The sequence below is a fragment of the Acinetobacter sp. 228 genome (assembly GCF_048147885.1).
Map to the genome: position 1 here is coordinate 1 of NZ_JAYWYV010000152.1, position 1,714 is coordinate 1,714.

1 protein-coding gene is annotated in these 1,714 nt (G+C 39.3%); it reads left to right on the forward strand.

Going from position 1 to position 1,714, the window contains the following annotated elements:
- Positions 1–176 precede the first annotated feature (176 nt).
- A partial coding sequence (locus tag VXQ92_RS16855; protein WP_416682591.1) for an insulinase family protein occupies positions 177–1,714 on the forward strand: 1,538 nt, incomplete at its 3' end.

Here is a 1,714-nt window from a genome sequence, read left to right on the forward strand (position 1 = left end):
GGTTTTGTTCTGATAGGATACAACGACGCGGGCTATGTGCTTGATATTAAAGCTATGGCTATGAAAACTAATACTTAACAAAAACATAGTGTTTTGCTTGGCTTTTATTCGCCATTCTCAAGCCGACTCAGGCTATAATGAGACTTATTCACTTATCCGATATGTTAGGAGATCACATGACTGTAGATGTCACTGAAACCATTTCTCAAACTGTTCACCCTGCGTTTCAGTTGCTACGTCAGCACCATGTTGAAGCATTAGATATTTTAGTGTCTGAATATAAGCATAAAGTCACAGGTGCGGTGCATTATCACTTGGCAACTGATTATGATGAAAATGTATTTCTTGTTGCGTTCAGAACACAACCTATGGACTCTAAAGGAACTGCACATATTTTAGAGCATACTGCTTTATGTGGCTCTGAAAAGTTTCCTGTTCGTGATCCATTCTTCTTAATGATACGCCGTTCATTAAATACTTTTATGAACGCGTTTACAGCAGCAGATTGGACTGCATATCCATTTGCAACTCAAAATAAGAAAGATTTCCAAAACTTATTATCTGTTTATCTTGATGCTGCTTTCTCGGCAAATTTGAATCCTCTGGATTTTGCTCAGGAAGGTATCCGTATTGAACTTGAAAATGGTCAGCCTGTATACAAAGGCGTAGTCTTCAATGAAATGAAAGGTGCAATGAGTGCGCCGTCTGATCATCTTTATCATCAGCTGGCTCATCATCTATTCCCTGAAACCACTTATCACTACAACTCAGGCGGCGATCCAAAAGACATTCCTGACTTAACGTACGAACAGTTAGTTGAATTTTATAAAACCCATTATCATCCGAGTAATGCGGTATTTATGACTTTTGGTAACCAAACCGCCTATGAATTACAAGAGCAATTTGAAAAATTGGCTCTACATAAGTTCACTGCTGGTACAACTTTATATTCGAAACCAGAAAAACGCTTAACGGCACCTGTTGAAGTCACTGAAACTTATGCTGTTGATGGCGATGAGTTAAAGGACAAAACTTACCATGTATTGTCGTGGTTATTACCTCAGGCAAGTGACATTAAACTTCGTCTGGGTATGCGATTAGTAGAAGGCGTTTTACTCGAAAACTCAGCTTCACCACTTCGTCATTATTTAGAAACTTGTGGCTATGCTCAGTCGACTGGTCCTTTAATGGGTGTAGATGATAGTAACTTTGAAATGACGTTCTATTGTGGTGTTCAAGGTTCAAATCCAGAGCATGCACAGAGCTTTAGAGATGGCGTTTTAAACGTTTTACGTGAAGTAGCTGCAAAACCAATTGACTCATCGTTAGTTGATGCAATTTTGCATCAAATCGAGTTACACCAACGTGAAATTAATGGTGATGGTACACCATATGGCTTAAGCTTAATTTTAAATGGGTTAAGTGGTGCGATTCACCATAACGATCCGATTCAAATTTGGGATGTTGATAGTGCCATTGCTCAGGTCAAAGAAGAACTCCAAGACCCAATGTGGTTATCTAACCTGATTCAAACGCATTTATTAGATAATCCGCACCGCGTGCAAATGACTTTAGTACCGGATGCAACCAAGTCAGCGAAAGAGCAAGAAGCTGAAAAAGCACGTTTAGCTGCAATTGGTGAAAAGCTAACTGAAGAAGATAAAGCAGAGATCATCGCTAAAACCAAGGCATTGCAAGAACGTCAAGATACACC